Source organism: Sutcliffiella horikoshii (assembly GCF_044809035.1).
Taxonomy (GTDB): domain Bacteria; phylum Bacillota; class Bacilli; order Bacillales; family Bacillaceae_I; genus Sutcliffiella_A; species Sutcliffiella_A horikoshii_G.
Genome location: NZ_CP085237.1, coordinates 2,647,680 through 2,664,652 on the forward strand (window position 1 = coordinate 2,647,680; position 16,973 = coordinate 2,664,652).

Here is a 16,973-nt window from a genome sequence, read left to right on the forward strand (position 1 = left end):
AGTAGAATGAATGGGGAGTGAATGAACTCAAATGATGAACCGCAAATTCCAAAAGGTTGTCGTATATTTAATGATCGGCGTTATGCTAATTACCACACTATTAGCTGGAGCGTCCATGTTTTTTTAATAGATTAACAGACAAAAACGAGCCAGAGATACATGGCTCGTTTTTTGATTAACTGTAAAGTTTTAAAAGGGAGTCAATATTGAACAGGAAAACCACAAAGACAACATTCATAATTAGTGTAATGATAAATTCTTTAGATTCCTTAATGTAAGTATATTGGATGATTGCCTGAAAACAAAATAGAACTGTAAATAATATGATAAAAAGATAATTCATTTCTAGTACTTCTGTTTCAATAAAAGCAGGATACATAATAAATGCTAAAATGACACAAATAATTCTTCCGAGCATATCTATTTTCTTCCCTTTTGGATCTGTAAGCTTCGCACGTTTTATACCCAGTAACTTTCTCACTGCTACATCCACGAATACAAGCGCTACAGCTATTGTCAACATCAACCACACAAAAGTCATGCCAACACACCCCTTTCCTAAAAGACTTTGCGGAATTCCCCAATTTGTATCAACATAACAAGGACTTCTGTTCCTCGATTTCCCTTTCACAGAGGTCTTCATATCTCTATGAGGACTTCACTTCCTGGATTTCCCTTTCACAGAGGGCTTCATACTCCGTTCTAATCACACATAGTGAAAATCTCCCCCTTAGTAATACGTTAAGAACCATAGGAGGTTTCATTTTATTATTTCCAACATAAAAACCGAACCAATGCGGTCCGGCTAACTACTAAAAACCCAGCATTCTTGGAATAAATAATACAGCGTCCGCCCAATATGTGATGATCATCAAGATGAAAATTCCCATTATTAGAAATGGGGTGGTAGCCTTTATTAGCTTTTCGATTTTCACATCCGCAATGGAGGAGACAACAAATAATCCAGTTCCAACAGGAGGTGTTAAAAGTCCAATGGTCAAATTAATACAAATGATAACACCGAAGTGAATAGGATCAATACCAAAAGCAACCACAAGGGGCATCAATACTGGAATCAAAATAATAAGTGCAGCAATGCCATCTAGTACGGCACCAAGCAATAAAAGCATCAAATTAACCATTAATAAGAATACTAGCGGGTTTTCTGAAATGCTTAACATGCTGTCCGCAACAAGTTGCGGGATTTGTTCAAACGCAATCATCCAACCAAATATGTTTGCCATCGCAATAAGAAACGTCACAGTGGCAGTACTAATTACGGTGTTCATTAATAGCTTTGGAATATTCTTCAGTTTTAACTCTTTGTAGAGAAACATACCAACTATCAGCGCGATAAAACATGCAACGGCAGCCGATTCTGTAGGGGTAAATGCACCACTTAAAATACCGAAGATAATGATAAATGGAACACTTAATGCAGGTATGACATACAACCCGTGATGTAGAATCTCTTTGAAGGACGAACGTTCACTTTTGGGAAAATTGTACTTATAACCCATAAAAGCAATTAAACCAATAAAACCTAAGCCATATATAATTCCGGGAATAATTCCTGCCATAAACAATCCACCTATGGAGGTGCCTGAGAGAGTCCCATAAATGATGAATATCATACTTGGAGGAATGATGGGGGCGACAATGGAGGAGGCCAGGGTGAGCGCGGAGGAAAACTCTCTTGTGTACCCTTCTCTTTCCATTTCCGGGACCATGACTTTACTCATCATAGCAGCCTGCGCATTTGCGGAACCTAATATGGACGCAATAAACATATTGGATATAATCGTTACATATGCTAGCCCGCCTCTCACGTGACCAATTAATGTTTTAGAAAACTTCACCAGCCTTGTTGTGATTCCACCGCTATTCATCAATTCTCCTGCGAGCATGAAGAGTGGAATTGCCAAAAGTCCGAAATTCTCTAACCCGGAATACAAACGCATAGGTGTCGATTCTAGCAACACCGGGCTTCCTACAAGCAAGAAGTACAATACTGTTGTCATACCTAATACGAGAGAGATAGGAATACCGATTATTAAAAATACAAAAAACATGACAATTACTAAAACCGTCATTCTACTTCCCCCTCCCGGAAAACAACTAGAAAGTTAGTCAAAATATGAAACGCTGCACATGTGAGTCCAATTGGGACTGCACTATAAGGAATCCACATTGGCAACAGAATACCGCTGGATTTTTGCAAAGCTACATTGGGTGATAGTATCCATGTGTAGGTATAGTATAAAATGATTAAAAGAAAAATCAGCATGCAAATATGACTGATCAGGATTAATGACCTCCTAATTGATGTTGACACATACTCCAAAAAAATCGTAACAGAAGCCTGGGACTTATATTTCAATCCCAAGCTACCTCCAATAAAGCTGATCCAGATTAATAGAAAGATAGATACTTCCCCGGCCCATGACAAGGGGGAGTTCAGGAAGTATCGGAAGGCTACTGATAATGTTATGATAACCGCCATGCACAACATTAAGAATGCACCGAGAAATTTCTCGACTTTGGCTATTCCGTCACTGATTCTCATCATTCTTGTGACTTCCCCCTTAAATCTTATTTTCTATACGTATCAATAAATTCTTTAATTAAAGGGTCTGAATCTTTGTATTTTGCATCAAACTCTGCAATCTGGTCGGCAAATGCATCTGCAGGGATATCATAAATTTTCATTCCATTGTCGCTTAATGTTTGTCTGAATTCTTCCTCTTGACCAGAGCGAGTGTTCACTGCAAAATCGGTGGCTACTGTCAGTGCATCACGGACTAATTTTTGGTCCGCTTCAGACATACCCTCAAATGTGGATTTGTTTACTATGGCAACGGATGGCCATACCATATGGTTGGTAACAGCTCCATATTTTACGACTTCATAATATTTATTAGTGATGGCAGCATCCAAATCCATGTCCATCCCATCAATTACGCCAGTTTGAACGGCTGCATAAACTTCAGGAAGAGGCAATCCTTCAGGCGAAGCACCTGCGGAACGATAAAAATCTTGCATTGGCGGGCTTGGTGTAACACGCAATTTCAAACCGGCCATATCTTCTGGTGAAGTCACTTCCTTATCTTTAAAAAGCATGACACGTTGACCGGCAAACAGATAATCCAATCCGATAAGGCCTTGCTCATCTAAAGTAGCCAAAATCTTCTTAGAAACATCAGATGTTCTTGCTTCATGTGCAGCATTGATGTCTTCAAATGCATATGGCATGAACCATGCGGCAAAAGAAGGAGAGCGAGAACTCATATAAGCTGCCGTGATTAGTCCGAAGTCAACAGATCCTGCTTCAATTTGTTGAACCATATCTGCTTCTGTTCCAAGCTGACTTGCTGGATAGACTTCCACTTTCATTCTTCCATCAGATTTGCTTTCCAGTTCTTCTGCAAATTTCTCTGCAGCTTGATGCCACATATGGTTGGTTGGGGTAATATGTGCTAATTTAAAGGAATATGTTTTACCTGATTCATCTCCGCTTGTTTCGTCTCCTCCACATGCTGCGAGCAACAATACCAGTGACACGACCATCATCATTACTATATTTTGCTTCACCTTTTTCATCGTTCTCCCCCTTTTTTTCCTTTATTCATCATTTTGTGCCTTAGTAACACCGCCTGTTCCCCAATTTTCCTTGGGTATCTCCATGAGCAACACCCTCACTTGTTCAGGAGCAGTTCCAAGCGTATGGGTGATGGCTTTGGTGACATTTTGTATCAGTTCTTGTTTTTGCTCGACACTTCTGCCTTCCAGCAAATGAATATGAGTAATCGGCATATCGAATCTCCTTTATAATTCCACGTTCAACTTCAGTGTCCCTAAATGATCGTAGTGAACCTCTATTACATCGCCTTGGTATACATTTACAGCTTCCGTTATCCCACCAGCAAGAACCACCATTCCCGGTTGGACGGAAAGCCCTTCGCGGTCCAGCATTTTCACTAATTCCACAATGGACTTCACAGGATGATCTAAAACCGCCGCTCCTACTCCTGACTGGACCGTCTCTCCATTTCTTGACAATGTCACTCCAACCTTATCCCAAGAGGTGAAATATGGGGAAAATGCTTGATTCCCTAAAATGAACTTGGATGATGATGCATTGTCTGCCACAACATCCTCTAAAGTAAAGGAAAAATTTCGATACCTGCTGTCAATGACCTCTATTGCAGGGAAGATGCATTCTGTTGCCATCCAGACATCACGAACGGTAATTTGCTCACCCTTAAGTTCTTTGTTAAGAATAAATGCAAACTCAGGCTCCACCCGAGGATGAATGAGATTGCCAATATGTAAGGTAGGTTCCATCAATTCCATGGAAGAGGTTAATCTACCATAAATGGCCTCTTCAACTCCCACCGACAATTGTTTTGCCTTACTGGTCAATCCCATCTTCCAACCAATTAATCTGTCTCCATTATTTATTGCCTGGTCCATGCTCAGCTTTTGAATTTCATAAGCATGATCGACATTCATATTAGGATGAGATAGAGTGATTTTGTCCATCTCTTGTCCCTTCTTTTGGTGATCAGCTACATGTTTTGCAATTTGAAGTAAGTCCAAACATATTCCCTCCTATTAGAGTTTTACGGTCTTTTTAGCCATCTCGGCAGCAATGTCGACGATCATATCTTCCTGCCCACCTACAACTTTCCGTTTCCCTAATTCTATTAATATATCTTTTGCATCAACCTGAAACTGTTTTGCCGCTTTGTTTGCATGAACCAAGAAACTAGAGTACACCCCTGCATACCCAAGAAGCAGGCCTTCCCTTGTAATTTCTTGGGGCTTCTGCAAAATAGGTGCGACAATCTCTTCCGCCACATCCATCATTTTATATACATCAATACCAGTTTGAATGTTTAGCCTGTCAAGCACGGATACCAACACTTCAGTCTGTGTATTACCAGCTCCTGCCCCTAGACAACGGATACTTCCATCAATTCTGGTTGCCCCTTGTTCTATTGCTACTAAAGAATTGGCGACTGCTAATGAGAGATTGTTGTGGGCATGGAACCCGATTGGTATGTCTAAGCTGTTGCGCAAACAACGAACTCTTTCTTTTACTTGATGCGGTAAAAGAGCTCCTGCAGAATCAACCACATAAACGACGTCTGCTCCATAACTTTCCATCAAGCTTGCCTGTTCGAGCAACTTTTCCGTTGGTGCCATATGGGACATCATGAGAAAACCAACGGCTTCTAAACCAAGCTCCTTTGCAAAAGAAATATGCTGCTTTGACACATCCGCTTCTGTGACATGGGTAGCAATCCGGGCTATTTTTGCACCACGGTTTGCCGCCTCCTTCAAATGCTGAACGGTACCTATGCCCGGAAGCAACAAAACAGCTATTTTTGCTTTCGTAACAACATCCGCCGCAGCGCTAATGAGGTCCATTTCATTTGTACGGGACAACCCATACTGAAGGGAAGATCCTCCAAGTCCATCGCCATGTGACACTTCAATAACAGGAACATCCGCATCATCTAGTGCTTTGGCGACATTTTTCACTTGATCCACGGTAAATTGGTGACTGATGGCATGACTACCATCCCTTAGTGCAACCTCTGTAATCCATACATCACGTATCAACCTTTTGCCCTCCCTCTCTTATGTAGCTCTTACGGGTCTAGATCTTTTCCCTACCAATCTAGTAGCTTTTTCTTCTCCAACTTTAACTGCAGCTGCAGTCATGATATCCAAATTGCCAGAGTACTCTGGGAGATAATCCCCCGCTCCATTTACTTCAATGAAAATACTGACCTTATCACCATCGAATATTGGTTCCGTGCGAAGTCGATATCCTGGTACATATTCTTGGATTTCTTCTACACGTCTAGCTATCGCGGCACTAATTTGTTCTTCATTTCCTTTCAGGTTTTTCACTTGGCAATAAACCGTATCTCTCATTAAAATCGGTGGTTCTGCAGGATTAAGAATGATGATCGCTTTTCCATTTTTAGCTCCACCTATTTTTTCAATCCCACGTGCTGTAGTGGTAGTAAATTCATCAATATTCATGCGGGTCCCAGGGCCAGCACTTTTACTTGCAATAGTCGCAATAATTTCCGCATACTCCACTTCACACACTGTACTGACAGCATGAATGATAGGGATGGTTGCCTGTCCCCCACAAGTAACCATGTTCACAACAGGTTCATTTATATGTTCCATTAGGTTTACGGTTGGTACGACAAATGGGCCGATAGCTGCTGGAGTTAGATCAATAAGATGTTTGCCTGTTTTTTTCAAAGCCTCCGCATGTTTGTAATGGGCTTTGGCTGAAGTTGCATCAAAAAGGATGTCTGCAAGATCCGGCTTTTCTAAAAAACCATCCACTCCGTCCATGATAATATTATGACCGTATGCTTTTGCCCGTCTGAGACCGTCTGAATTAGGATCTATACCTATCATGGCAGTCAGTTCAAGGGACTTGGAACGGTGAAGTTTGAGCATTAGATCGGTACCTATGTTTCCTGAACCTATTATCGCTACTTTCACTTTTTCCAACTCTCACTCCTCCTATCTTTATTTAAAGTTCACTTTCACTTCTCCGAGTGTTTGAAACTTGGCCACAAACTCATCGCCCTCTTCTGCGTTCACTGCCGCCGATATAGCACCTGAGAGGATTACTTCATTGGCTTTCAATGTAATTCCAAACTCAGATAGTTTATTAGCAAGCCAAGCTACACAATAGGCTGGGTCACCTAGAGCTGCTTTTCCCATTCCTTCATTGATTAGTTGTTCATTCTTATAAAACGACATCTTCTCTTCCTTAAGGTCCAGTTGATGTGGCGGGAGCTTTTTATCCCCTAGAACATAAAGACCCGAAGAAGCGTTATCCGCTACCGTGTCACAAAGTTTAATTTTCCATCCAGCTATCCGGCTGTCGACGATTTCTAATGCAGCCACAACATATTCAGTAGCATCCAATACATCCGCAACGGTCACATTTGGCCCAGCTAACTCCTTTTTTAGAAAAAATGCGATTTCACCCTCCACTTTTGGTTCGAGAAGCTGCTGGCGTGAAATAACCTCACCATTTTTCACTTCCATTGATTGAAGAAGGTGACCATAGTCGGGTTCGTTTACGCCGAGAAGTTGTTGCATAGCCAGAGAGGTAAGTCCGATTTTTTTCCCACTGATCGTTTCTCCGATTTCCAGCTTCGCCTGAATGGTATCCAATTGAATGTTGTAAGCTTCTTCCACTGTCAAATCTGGATTCATGTCGGTTAAAGCCGAGACGCCTTTTCTAGATTTTTCAGCATTCCATAACAAGTCAGATAGATTTTTAGTTTGAATGGTCAATTTCCAGAACTCCTTTCAAGCACTAAAGTTTTACCGTAACATTGGACAATTCACTGTAAAAGTCAAAGCTGTGCATGCCGCCTTCCCTGCCGATGCCGCTTTGTTTCATGCCGCCGAATGGCGTTCTTAAATCTCTTAAGTACCACGTGTTGATCCAGATGATTCCCGCTTCAATCTCTCTTGCAACACGATGCGCACGGCGGAGATCATTCGTCCAGATTGTCGCACCCAGCCCATAATGAGTATCATTTGCCTGTTCCAATACTTCTTCTTCTGTTTCAAACGGAATGACGGTGACGACTGGCCCGAAGATTTCCTCTTTGACACATCTTGCCTGTCGGTCAAGACCAACGACAATCGTCGGTTCAATAAAGTACCCTTTATCAACAGAGTCCGGTCGACCTCCACCTGTCAAGATGGCCCCACCTTCTTCTTTAGCTAATTCAATGTATGAAAGCACTCGTTCATAGTGTTCTCTACTAATAACCGCACCAACTTTTGTAGCTGGATTAAAAGGATCCCCTGTTTGTAATTCTTTCGTTCTGGCAGTGAATTTTTCTAAAAACGAATCATAAATAGAACTCTCTACATAAATTCTTGAACCACAAAGACATACTTCCCCTTGGTTCATGAAACTTGATTTTAGCGTGGTATCAATGACCTCATCCAAATCAGAATCGGCAAAGATAATATTGGGATTCTTCCCTCCGAGCTCATAGGATAACTTTTTAAGTGTGGGAGCTGCCGCTTTCATAATGGCTGATCCTGTTTTGGTTTCCCCTGTAAAAGTTATCGCATCTACACCCGGATGCTCCGTTAATGCAGACCCAGCTGAATCAGCACCAAAACCATGTACGAGATTTATAACTCCATCTGGCACCCCTGCATTTTTGCAAATTTCCGCCAGAACAGTTGCTGTCATCGGGGACCATTCCGCAGGTTTCATGACTGTGGTATTTCCTGCCGCAAGACACGGGGCCAATTTCCAAGTCAATAAGAGTAATGGTAGATTCCAAGGATTAATCATCCCGACGACTCCAACCGGTCTTCTAATGGTATAATGAAGCGCAACATTATCTTGTTGGTAGGATTCCCCTCCCATCGATGTTAAAAAGTCCGCGAAAAAATAAAAATTGTAGGCAGATCTGGTGATGTCCATTTCAAGAGCCAATTCATAAGGCTTACCTGTATCCATGGATTCCAGGACAGCCAGTTCTTCTTTTCTCTGTAAAATTCCATCTCCAATTCTTCGTAATAAATCTGATCGCTCCTTGGTTGTATACTTTTTCCACGGACCTTTTAACGCTTTTCTTGCAGCAGATACGGCACGATCAACTTCTTCTTTCCCGCCTTCTGCCACTTTTCCCATCACTTCTTCTGTTGCAGGATTGATATTATCGAAGGTTTTCAGGTTCATAGAATCGATATAATCGCCGTCAATAAAGTGGCGGCAGTCGATTGGTTTTATTTTGCCGGGAATAAACTCTTTTACTTGCATGAGACAACCCTTCCTTTCCATAATGAAGACTCCCTCTCATCCTAGAGAGAGAAGGAGTCGTTACTCTGCAATTTCCACAATCAGTTCTATTTCGATAGCTGTATTATTCGGCAGCTGTGCCATTCCTACTGCAGAACGGGCGTGTTTTCCTCTATCACCGAATACCTCAACCAATAAGTCTGATGCCCCGTTCATCACTTTAGGTTGATCAGTGAAATCCTCTGTACTATTGACAAAGCCCAACATTTTCACGACTTTTTTCACCCTGCTTAATTCACCTAGCTCATGCTTTAACACACTTAATAGATTTAGCATGGACTGGCGGGAAGCAAGATACCCTTCCTCCATGGTTAAATCCCTGCCCAACTTACCATGGTATTGATCCACTCCTTGGCCAGCTGTGAAAATTAAATTGCCCACTCTGACATGACTAACATAGGTACCGACTGCCGGACGGACATCTCTTAACTCAAGATTTAATTGTTTCAGCTTTTCCTCTGGAGTCATCAGCTTTTGTTCCATAGGCGGTCTCCTTTATATTCAAAAATTCCAATGCATTCTTCCCTAATAACAGATTTTTGTCTGATTCAGACAATTCCTCCATTGCATCGATCACTTTTCCCGGTGCAATTTCTCGTAACAGGAAGGGATAATCAGACCCCATAATCACTTTATCGATACCAAATCGTTCAATCAGATACTTCATGGAAAGGGAATCATAGTTCAAAGAGTCGAAATAAAACTTCTTTGCATAATGACTAGGAGGATGTGTCGTAAGCCTGAGGTGCGGCCATACCTCCCAACCCTTGTCCAAGCGTGGTAATATATATGGGAAAGAACCGCCACCATGGGCAAAACAGATTCTAAGTTTCGGGAACTTTTCCATTACCCCGCTCCAAATCAAGCTTGCGGCAGCAAGAGCTGTTTCACTCGGCATCCCGATGGTATACATGAAATTATGTCTTGGAGTACGGTCTTTCGCCATCGTTTCCCATGGATGAATAAATAGCGGTACATTCCACTCTTCTGCCATCTTAAAGAACTCTGTTAAATGCGGGGAATCGAGATTCTCCCCGTTTACATTTGTTCCGATTTCTATTCCGGCAAGCTTCAGGTCATGCATGCATCGGTCCATTTCCTGAATGGCAACCACCGTATTTTGAAGCGGTACGGTACCTAAGCCTATGAATCTTTTAGGATATTCTTTTACGGTATCTGCAATAAAATCATTTTGAATCTGTGCCATTTCAAGTGCCGCCTCTTTATCAGCCCAGTAGGAAAATGTCACAGGTATCGGAGAGAGTACTTGAATATCCACACCCTCTCTGTCCATATCCTGTATACGCTTATGCGGACACCAAACTTGATCGGTCACTTCGCGAAATACCTTTCCCGCCACCATAATGTTTGCCCCACACGTACAAGTCTGATCTAGTGTTGGCCATCGGTCTCCGCCATATTTTTCTGCAAAATCCGGAAACTCCTTTGGAATGATGTGAGTGTGAAAATCTATTCGCATTTCCACACATCTACTTCCTCTGGCATTACATGACCGCAATGGTCACATGTACGCAGTTCTTCGCTTCCATTGAACTCCTCTATCGCTCCCTTTACCTGCGTTTCGATATTGGTTAATTGAACCGTCACCCGGTGCATTTCCTCATTACAGTTATCACAGAACCAAACAAAGTCCTCAAGCTCCCCTTTGTCCCGTTTCCGTTCTAAAACAATTCCGTACGTGTCCGCCACTCGGTGCGGGGAATGCGGTACGTTTGCAGGCAGCATAAACATTTCCCCTTCTTTTACCGTAACCACTTCGCGCTCTCCATTTTCATTGATGCATTCTACGTAGCAGTCACCCTTTACCTGATAAAAGAACTCGTCTGATGGATCCACATGGAAGTCCCTTCTTCTATTTGGACCGCCTAGCAGCATCGCGATAAATTCAGAATCCTCCCAAAGAACTTTATTGTTAACCGGCGGCTTCAATAAATGTTTATTATCCTCGATCACTCTCATAATGTTCATGGATCTCGTCTTCAATGCCATAGCTAATTCCTCCTCATTATTTTGTAAGCGCTATCAAATTGCGCTAATATAACCCAACTCTTTTGAAATTTGCCTGGAGGTCCGCAGAACACTTTGGATGATGGCCTGTTTCTGTTCCCCTTGCATATAAGAAATGGGCCCAACCATGTTGAGCGCGGCTACAGTTTGCCCTGTATAAGAATGAATGGGAGCAGCAATGCCGTATAATCCCAGTTCATTTTCATTATTACTGATCGCATACCCTTGTTCTCTTATTTCTTCCAGTTCTTTTTTTAGCTTTTTCACACAAGTAATGGTATTTGGCGCTCTTTGTAACAGTCCTTTAGAAATGGTAGGCTGGATGAATGACGGATTGAAAGACAATAATATCTTTCCTGTACTTGTACAATAGGCAGGCTTTCTGGCACCTACAAAAGTCGGAACAGGTACGGAGTTTTTGGCAGAAACCTTCAGGACAAACCGAACTTCCCCAGCATCGAACATACCGATATGAACCGTTCCGTTGTATTGACGGACCAGGTCCTCTACAATCGGGATGGCTTCGCTGTATATTTCTTGCTGATACATAACATGGTTACTCCACTCCAATAGCTTCCAACCCAGTCGATATTTTTTTCGACTGTCTTGTATCAAGATACCTTCATGGCATAGCGTACTGACAATATGATGAACAGTACTAACATTCATCCCTAACTTCTCTGCGATTTCCCGATTACCCAAAACCGGCTCATTTCCTGTAAAACAGTCCAAAATCTTTGCTACTTTCAGCACAGAGGATATCATGTCTTTGCCCCTTTTCCATCAAAGTTCTACAATAAGTATCAGAATATATGTAATATTCTAATATTTACACAAAGAACGCCATTTCCCTTTATTTTAGATGAGATTTTTTTCTGGCTTAGTTGTATCCTTTAGGGCCTTTTCCGCCATTTCAAATTTACTCTTACGCTTATATTGGTTATAAAAAATTGCTCTCTTTCTAATTGGATCTCCAGTATAATAGCGTTCATATTGCAATAAGCGTTGGCCGAATGCTTCTCCGCAAAGGTCCCATGCCAGCTTAAATATGCGAACACGTTCTTCTGCAGAAACTCCTTCTCGGCCACCAAAATACTTGTCCAAATCAGGGCGCAATTCCATATTTTCAAAGTCGGCACCTGTAGGAGACATCAGCAAACCACCCGCTCCGATAATCTGCATCACTTCGATTGCCCGTGGATACATCTTTGGTAACAAGCCTCTGATTGTTTCAAGTGGTGCAGGCGCTGGACGATATTCGCCGTCCTTTGTGACCTCATACTCATATTCGGATACCCGTAATAATGCTCGAATGGTTTCTACGGCCTGAACTAGTTCTCCAAGATCATTTTGCACATTCAAAAATCCGTCTACTCCGATCGAATCTGCAACTTTACACGCTACTTCCGTTGCAAAGGCCAGTTTCACATATCCTCTGACTCCTGACTGATGTGCAGGCTGCTGAGCAATTCCTGTCATTGGGTACAAGGAATTGGCCGCTTCCACATTGTTATACATAAACACCCTGTCCCACGGAACCGTTACATCGTCAAATGCAAGAATAGCATCCATTTCTTCGTACCTAGAGGCCAATGGATGATCGAAAACTGAGCGCTTTCCATCCTGCATTGGTTCCCGGCAAATAATCCGTAATCCTGGTGTATCAATAGGAATGGCAAATGCAAGTGCATACCTCTCATCACCCGGTTGGAAGCCCGGGAAAGAATAGATAATCACTTCATCTGTGATAGGAGCTAGTGTTGCCAACATTTTGGCACCTCTAACAACTAGCCCATCCTTTGTTTCTTTTACCGTTCCTAAATGGGTAAACAAATCCTTTTGTTCATAGGAAGCTTTACTTCGATCATTTTGCGGATTAATGATGGCATGTGTTAAAAATAAATCATTATCCCTGATATGACGGTAATAGTTTCGTATATTCACAGACCAATCCGGATTGTATTTATCCAAAAACCAGGAGTTGCTTGCCATGGAGGTGACCACCACATTCAGGAAATCCGGAGTTCTTCCCATCAGTCCGAACGTTGCACGTGCATAAGCCTCAAACAATCTGCTGCGAGCCATAAGATTTTCATGGGACCTAGGTACAAGAAATGCGTTGTTCACTCGTTCCCCTGTCTCTTCACACACATGCGTAATCTTGTCTTGATACTCGGGATCAAACTGCATGTCATATAGTTTGGCAATTTCATGAATTGGTTGCTTGAACACATCTTCGTTATATAAATCCTCCACTTTTCGACCACCAAGCCAGACTTCAGGCTTTCTAGCTCTTAAAGAGTTAATGTATTGCTCCCCTGTCCTGATTCCCATTCTATTTCCCCCTTTTATTGAAATCGCTTTCATTTTATGAAGCTCAGTCTCCAAAAATATGTAGTTTCACCTCCATACAAACTCTCTTTCTAAACTATAGGCCGAAAGTTTTATTGAAACAATCAGAAAATTTCAAATAGTGAAATCCCAACAAAAAAAGCCAATTCTTTTTGTTAGGAAAAGAACTGACTCTTTTTTATAGCAATGTACCTACCTTCTACCTCACTTCAATACACCCTTCTCCCTACCAAGTTCCTCAAAAGTTTTCCCTGTCTTCACTATCCATATTTTCGTCCCTACCGGCACCCTGTCGAATAATGCCTCCACATTCTTATTTTCCAAACGAATGCAACCTTGTGTCACATAACCCCCTATCGAATAAGGATTGTTTGTCCCGTGAACACCATAGGTACGCCCGTCCGTATCTTCTGCGTCAAAACCAATCCACCTTGTTCCTAGCGGATTTTTCGGATCGCCCCCAGCGATGTCTTTTTTACGATAGTATGGGTTAATTGCTTTTACGGTGATCGTGAACTCCCCCTCAGGAGTAAGCTCTTTAGATTTTCCGGTGGCTACGGTATGGACCTCTTTCAATTCTTCTCCTTGAAAGTAGGCAAGTTGATTTGTTTGTTTATTAACGATAATATATGGATCGCCTGGAAGAGGATTTGGTCCAAGCGGCCAAAGTGGTGATGTCACCAATGCAAATATCAATGAAAAAATGAACACCTTTCATCCACCTGCCTTTTAGGTATAGTGTGGTTAAAAGATGTTCATTCCATTCGTTTACTTCTTCGTTTTCAATCCGATAAAATCACTTTTAAGTATGAGGTATTGTTCAAATTCTTTAAGGAGATGACGAAGGGCCGCTCTTGTTTCAAACTCTTCACGTGATTGTGGCAACGGCATTTCTTGAAAAGCTTCGTGCATATCGCGCAAGCGCTGTAAGAAAAGATAAGCCGTATTTCCTGCATGAATGGCATGCTCAAGATCCTCAATAAAATCTGCTACCATATGTGCTTGTTCCACATCATGTTCTATCGTAGCTACTATAGGAAGCATCCGTTCCATAACATCCAGCTGTTTTTCCCTCATTTTAAAATAAAAATAATAATGATTTTCCTCACGCCTGAAGTGGTTCTCGACATCACGAAAGGCCAAACTTTTCGCTTCTTTTAATATCTTATTCGTTTCCGGTATCTCTTGCCCACCCCAACCTCGATCTCCGTGTCGAAGAAAATAGGCTATCTCGGAAAACACCTTATGAAAATTTTCTTCCACCTGTAGCTGGTAGCTTTTTAGTTCTTTTTCTACGCTCGGCATGTATGTATTCATAATTAGCGCTACACCGATTCCGATGGAGATGATACTTAACTCATTGACTACCAGCCATAATGAATAGGCCTCTACTGAATAGACGTGAAGAAGAATAACCGAACTGGTTGCTATACCCTCTGTTATCCTGAGCATAACAGTAACCGGTATAAAAAATAACAACAACAATGCTATGGATACCGGATTGTACCCTAACAGCTCAAAAAACACAAAGCCGAATAAAAGGCTTAAGGAACATGCGATAAAGCGGGCAGTTGCCACTTTCCAAGACTTTCTTACTGTATTCTGAATACAGAGGATTGCAATGATCCCAGCGGATGCGTAAAAGTCCAAGTTCAATAACTGAGCGATACTGATTGCAATCCCTGTACCCAATGCAGTTTTTGCTGTTCGGTATCCGATTTTAAATTTTCTCATACATAAAACTCTCCCGACTTTCGTTTGTTCAACATATCACATAGTACTACTATACATGAAAATGGTGGGGAGTTGTTTACTTATTTCTGAGCTATTATTTTAATAACTCCTCAAATTCATTAACCAGTTCTTCAAACCGTTTTAACGATTCTTCAATCGGTTCTTTTTTACTCATATCCACACCCGCCCGCTTTAGAATATCAATTGGCGGTAGGCTGCCACCTGAAGAAAATAGCTCTTTTACTATCTTGTTCTGCGACTCAGAGCCACCTTCTTCCAGTTGTTCCGCAAGGGCTGCGGAAGCGGCAAAACTTGTAGCATATTGATACGTATAGAAGCTTGAATGGAAAAAGTGCGGCACCCTTGCCCATTCCATCGCAATTCCTTTGTCTATTTCCATGTCTTTTCCATAATACTTTTTATTGAGATCATGATAGACCCCTTTAATAGCCTCTGCGTGTAAAGGTTCTTCATTTTGCCCCATTTCATGAATAATCTTTTCAAACTCCGCAAATTGCGTCTGACGGAAAAGCGTTACGCGGAAATCTTCTAAGTATTGATAGAGAGCATGAATCTTTTCTTCCTTCGTCGTTGCTTCATCCATCAGTTGCTTATGAAGAAGATGCTCCTGCAAAGTAGAAGAAACCTCCGCCGTAAATGTCACATACCTTGCATCTTGGTAAGGCTGATTTTCATTGGAATAATAAGAATGCATCGCATGTCCCATTTCATGCGCAAGTGTTAAAACATCACTTGGCAGACCCTGATAATTCAACAAAACAAATGGATGAGAGTCATATGATCCTATCTGATATGCTCCTGTTGCTTTACCCGGAGTGTTATAGACATCCACCCAATTGGAAGAGAGCCCCTTTGATAGTGTTTTGATATAAGCCTCTCCTATCGGCGATAATCCTTTCATAACTATTTGCTTTGCCTCCTCATATGGGATCTTTTCCTCTTTTGTAAAAGGAGACGGAGCAGATAGGTCGTACATGTGCATGGAGTCGTCAATGCCAACATATTTTTCTTTCAATTTAAGGTATCGATGAAAAAGCGGTAGTCCTTCTTCTACTGTTTCGATTAGTTGCGTGTAAACTTTCGGATCTATGTCTTTCCCTTCCAGATGCGCATCTAATGCAGAAGGATAGTTTCTCGTTGTAGCAAAAAAGTTATTCGCCTTTACAATATTAGCAAGCATGGAAGCAAAGGTATCCTGGTAATTCCCAAGGGTTTGGTAATATGTTTGGAAAGCAGCCTTTCTCACTTCCCTATCCTTGCTTGACATATAGACAGAATATAAAGGTGCCGACATTTCATACACTTTATCCTTTACCGTAAAGCTTGGGAGGACAAGGTCTTTAGACATCATCGTAAAAAGCTCACTTGGTGCGTTAACAATCGGCATTGTTTTGATTAGCATTTTCTCCATTTCTGGAGGCAGGGAATGTATTTTATCTTCATACGTATCTTTTAGATGGTTGTAGTATGGCTTGAGTTTTGGGCTTTCGAGAAGCTTTTCCCAATCTTCCTTTTCAATTGCCTGCAATTCATTCGAGAACCACGCTGTCCGCTCCACCACGTAGATCATCATATTTTGACCTTCATCAGATAAGGCCTGAGCAGATGTGTTGCTAATATCCACATCCAGGTTGATTCGGGAATAAACAAAGATTTTTTCCATCAAACGAAACAGCTCAAAGTAATCCTCTAAAAGAGTGAGAATTTGCTTGTCACTGTCCAGCTTTTCTTCTTTTTTCGCAAAACGGTCTGCCTGCTTTTTGGCTTTATACACATCCTGTTTCCATTGCGTTTCATTCTTATATAGAGTCTGGAGGTTCCATTTATATTCGGGTGGAATATCTGCGCGAGATTTGTAGGTTGGGCTTTCTGCATAGGTTAGAGTTGACGTGAAACTTATAATGACGGTTATTAATAGTGATGTAATGATTCGTGTGGTTTTCATTGTCATTGTGGG

At 41.6% G+C, this 16,973-nt stretch carries 19 protein-coding genes; 1 reads left to right on the forward strand and 18 read right to left on the reverse strand.

What is annotated here, in order from left to right; translation table 11 throughout:
• Positions 1-31 precede the first annotated feature (31 nt).
• Positions 32-127 (forward strand): stressosome-associated protein Prli42, encoded by a 96-nt coding sequence (prli42, locus tag LG307_RS13845; RefSeq protein WP_010194162.1) that lies wholly within the window; start codon positions 32-34, stop codon positions 125-127.
• Positions 128-175: 48 nt separating this feature from the next.
• Here prli42 and LG307_RS13850 read toward each other — a convergent pair whose 3' ends face one another.
• The 18 genes from LG307_RS13850 to pepF all read right to left on the reverse strand — a co-directional run bounded on the left by LG307_RS13850 (position 176) and on the right by pepF (position 16,967).
• Entirely contained in the window at positions 176-541 is a 366-nt protein-coding gene (locus tag LG307_RS13850) for a DUF4181 domain-containing protein (RefSeq protein WP_404442964.1), read from the reverse strand.
• Between the two features lie 271 nt (positions 542-812).
• On the reverse strand, positions 813-2,093 hold the full coding sequence (locus LG307_RS13855; protein ID WP_404442967.1) for a TRAP transporter large permease: 1,281 nt from the start codon (positions 2,091-2,093) through the stop codon (positions 813-815).
• Positions 2,090-2,569 carry a TRAP transporter small permease gene (locus tag LG307_RS13860; RefSeq protein ID WP_404442970.1) on the reverse strand — a complete coding sequence of 160 codons (480 nt, stop codon included), beginning with the start codon at positions 2,567-2,569 and terminating at the stop codon, positions 2,090-2,092. Before LG307_RS13860 ends, LG307_RS13855 begins: the two co-directional genes overlap by 4 nt.
• A gap of 23 nt (positions 2,570-2,592) precedes the next feature.
• Complete coding sequence (locus tag LG307_RS13865) at positions 2,593-3,600, reverse strand: TRAP transporter substrate-binding protein (protein ID WP_404442973.1); 1,008 nt, start codon at positions 3,598-3,600, stop codon at positions 2,593-2,595.
• 21 nt (positions 3,601-3,621) lie between these two features.
• On the reverse strand, positions 3,622-3,813 hold the full coding sequence (locus LG307_RS13870; protein WP_404442976.1) for a 2-hydroxymuconate tautomerase: 192 nt from the start codon (positions 3,811-3,813) through the stop codon (positions 3,622-3,624).
• 12 nt (positions 3,814-3,825) lie between these two features.
• Entirely contained in the window at positions 3,826-4,599 is a 774-nt protein-coding gene (locus LG307_RS13875; protein WP_404442978.1) for a 2-keto-4-pentenoate hydratase, read from the reverse strand.
• Between the two features lie 15 nt (positions 4,600-4,614).
• On the reverse strand, positions 4,615-5,628 hold the full coding sequence (gene dmpG, locus LG307_RS13880) for a 4-hydroxy-2-oxovalerate aldolase (RefSeq protein ID WP_404442980.1): 1,014 nt from the start codon (positions 5,626-5,628) through the stop codon (positions 4,615-4,617).
• Positions 5,629-5,646: 18 nt separating this feature from the next.
• Positions 5,647-6,546, reverse strand: coding sequence for an acetaldehyde dehydrogenase (acetylating) (locus LG307_RS13885; protein ID WP_404442982.1), 900 nt, complete (start codon positions 6,544-6,546; stop codon positions 5,647-5,649).
• 18 nt (positions 6,547-6,564) lie between these two features.
• Positions 6,565-7,344, reverse strand: a complete 780-nt coding sequence (locus LG307_RS13890) for a 2-keto-4-pentenoate hydratase (RefSeq protein ID WP_404442985.1) — start codon at positions 7,342-7,344, stop codon at positions 6,565-6,567.
• A gap of 22 nt (positions 7,345-7,366) precedes the next feature.
• Complete coding sequence (locus tag LG307_RS13895) at positions 7,367-8,842, reverse strand: aldehyde dehydrogenase (protein WP_404450460.1); 1,476 nt, start codon at positions 8,840-8,842, stop codon at positions 7,367-7,369.
• 60 nt (positions 8,843-8,902) lie between these two features.
• The gene (locus LG307_RS13900; protein ID WP_404442988.1) at positions 8,903-9,364 is read right to left on the reverse strand and encodes a RidA family protein; all 462 of its coding nucleotides are present in this window, start codon (positions 9,362-9,364) and stop codon (positions 8,903-8,905) included.
• On the reverse strand, positions 9,312-10,361 hold the full coding sequence (locus LG307_RS13905; protein WP_404450461.1) for an amidohydrolase family protein: 1,050 nt from the start codon (positions 10,359-10,361) through the stop codon (positions 9,312-9,314). The genes LG307_RS13900 and LG307_RS13905 overlap by 53 nt, the downstream gene beginning before the upstream one ends.
• Positions 10,352-10,891 (reverse strand): 3-hydroxyanthranilate 3,4-dioxygenase, encoded by a 540-nt coding sequence (locus LG307_RS13910; protein ID WP_404442991.1) that lies wholly within the window; start codon positions 10,889-10,891, stop codon positions 10,352-10,354. Before LG307_RS13910 ends, LG307_RS13905 begins: the two co-directional genes overlap by 10 nt.
• 33 nt (positions 10,892-10,924) lie before the next feature.
• A complete protein-coding gene (locus LG307_RS13915; RefSeq protein ID WP_404442994.1) occupies positions 10,925-11,674 on the reverse strand; it encodes an IclR family transcriptional regulator in 750 nt (249 codons plus the stop codon).
• A 93-nt stretch (positions 11,675-11,767) separates the two neighbouring features.
• Positions 11,768-13,243: a 4-hydroxyphenylacetate 3-hydroxylase family protein gene (locus LG307_RS13920; protein ID WP_404442996.1), complete on the reverse strand. Its 1,476-nt coding sequence runs from the start codon at positions 13,241-13,243 to the stop codon at positions 11,768-11,770.
• A 222-nt stretch (positions 13,244-13,465) separates the two neighbouring features.
• Positions 13,466-13,966, reverse strand: coding sequence for a L,D-transpeptidase (locus LG307_RS13925; RefSeq protein WP_404450462.1), 501 nt, complete (start codon positions 13,964-13,966; stop codon positions 13,466-13,468).
• Positions 13,967-14,029: 63 nt separating this feature from the next.
• Positions 14,030-14,995 (reverse strand): aromatic acid exporter family protein, encoded by a 966-nt coding sequence (locus tag LG307_RS13930; RefSeq protein ID WP_404442999.1) that lies wholly within the window; start codon positions 14,993-14,995, stop codon positions 14,030-14,032.
• Between the two features lie 94 nt (positions 14,996-15,089).
• Positions 15,090-16,967, reverse strand: a complete 1,878-nt coding sequence (gene pepF, locus LG307_RS13935; RefSeq protein ID WP_404443001.1) for an oligoendopeptidase F — start codon at positions 16,965-16,967, stop codon at positions 15,090-15,092.
• Between the last annotated feature and the right edge of the window lie 6 nt (positions 16,968-16,973).

Bases quoted from the DNA above. Each gene is read 5' to 3' on its own strand.
- prli42 (WP_010194162.1), top strand. From the start codon at position 32: ATGATGAACCGCAAATTCCAAAAGGTTGTCGTATATTTAATGATCGGC.
- LG307_RS13850 (WP_404442964.1), bottom strand. From the start codon at position 541: ATGACTTTTGTGTGGTTGATGTTGACAATAGCTGTAGCGCTTGTATTC.
- LG307_RS13855 (WP_404442967.1), bottom strand. From the start codon at position 2,093: ATGACGGTTTTAGTAATTGTCATGTTTTTTGTATTTTTAATAATCGGT.
- LG307_RS13860 (WP_404442970.1), bottom strand. From the start codon at position 2,569: ATGATGAGAATCAGTGACGGAATAGCCAAAGTCGAGAAATTTCTCGGT.
- LG307_RS13865 (WP_404442973.1), bottom strand. From the start codon at position 3,600: ATGAAAAAGGTGAAGCAAAATATAGTAATGATGATGGTCGTGTCACTG.
- LG307_RS13870 (WP_404442976.1), bottom strand. From the start codon at position 3,813: ATGCCGATTACTCATATTCATTTGCTGGAAGGCAGAAGTGTCGAGCAA.
- LG307_RS13895 (WP_404450460.1), bottom strand. From the start codon at position 8,842: ATGCAAGTAAAAGAGTTTATTCCCGGCAAAATAAAACCAATCGACTGC.
- LG307_RS13900 (WP_404442988.1), bottom strand. From the start codon at position 9,364: ATGGAACAAAAGCTGATGACTCCAGAGGAAAAGCTGAAACAATTAAAT.
- LG307_RS13905 (WP_404450461.1), bottom strand. From the start codon at position 10,361: ATGCGAATAGATTTTCACACTCACATCATTCCAAAGGAGTTTCCGGAT.
- LG307_RS13910 (WP_404442991.1), bottom strand. From the start codon at position 10,891: ATGGCATTGAAGACGAGATCCATGAACATTATGAGAGTGATCGAGGAT.
- LG307_RS13915 (WP_404442994.1), bottom strand. From the start codon at position 11,674: ATGATATCCTCTGTGCTGAAAGTAGCAAAGATTTTGGACTGTTTTACA.
- LG307_RS13920 (WP_404442996.1), bottom strand. From the start codon at position 13,243: ATGGGAATCAGGACAGGGGAGCAATACATTAACTCTTTAAGAGCTAGA.
- LG307_RS13930 (WP_404442999.1), bottom strand. From the start codon at position 14,995: ATGAGAAAATTTAAAATCGGATACCGAACAGCAAAAACTGCATTGGGT.
- pepF (WP_404443001.1), bottom strand. From the start codon at position 16,967: ATGACAATGAAAACCACACGAATCATTACATCACTATTAATAACCGTC.